This is a genomic window from Acidovorax cavernicola, assembly GCF_003581445.1.
Genome location: NZ_QXMN01000268.1, coordinates 1 through 905 on the forward strand (window position 1 = coordinate 1; position 905 = coordinate 905).

Genomic DNA, 905 nt, shown 5'->3' on the forward strand with positions numbered 1-905 from the left:
GGCCAGGGCCGCGTCGTGCAGGTTCTTGACGATGGGCGACTGCAGGCCTTCGCGGCCCTTGGCGGCTTCATTGACCTTGATCCAGGCCAGGCCCTTGGCGCCGTAGATCTTGACGAACTCGGTGTAGCCGTCGATCTCGCCGCGGCTGATGGCCGCGCCGCCGGGCACGCGCAGCGCCACGACACGGCCACCGGGCGTGGTCGCGGGAGCGGAGAACACCTTGAAGTCGACATCGGCCATGACGTCGGTCAGTTCGGTGAACTCGAGCTTGACGCGCAGGTCGGGCTTGTCCGAACCGTAGAGGCGCGCCGCGTCCTGGTAGCTCATGACCGGGAAATCGCCCAGGTCCACGCCCAGCGCGGTCTGGAACACGGTCTTGATCATGCCCTGGAACATGTCGCGGATTTCCTGCTCATCCATGAACGATGTTTCGATATCGATCTGGGTGAATTCGGGCTGGCGGTCGGCGCGCAGGTCTTCGTCGCGGAAGCACTTGGTGATCTGGTAGTAGCGGTCGAAGCCCGCGACCATCAGCAACTGCTTGAACAGCTGGGGCGACTGCGGCAGCGCGAAGAACTGGCCGTCATGCACGCGGCTGGGCACGAGGTAATCGCGCGCGCCTTCGGGCGTGCTCTTGGTGAGCATGGGCGTCTCGATGTCGACGAAGCCGTTGGCGTCGAGGAACTTGCGCACTTCCATGCTGACCTTGTAGCGCAGCATCAGGTTCTTCTGCATGTAGGGTCGGCGCAGGTCGAGAACGCGGTGCGTGAGGCGCACGGTTTCCGACAGGTTGTCGTCGTCGATCTGGAACGGCGGCGTCACGGAAGCGTTGAGCACGTTCAGCTCATGGCACAGCACTTCGATCTGGCCGCTCTTGAGCTTGTCGTTGGTCGTGCCCGCGGGAC

At 64.0% G+C, this 905-nt stretch carries 1 protein-coding gene; it reads right to left on the reverse strand.

Annotated elements, in window-relative coordinates:
* On the reverse strand, positions 1-905 hold a 905-nt coding region (aspS, locus tag D3H34_RS33060), incomplete at both ends, for an aspartate--tRNA ligase (protein WP_119558902.1).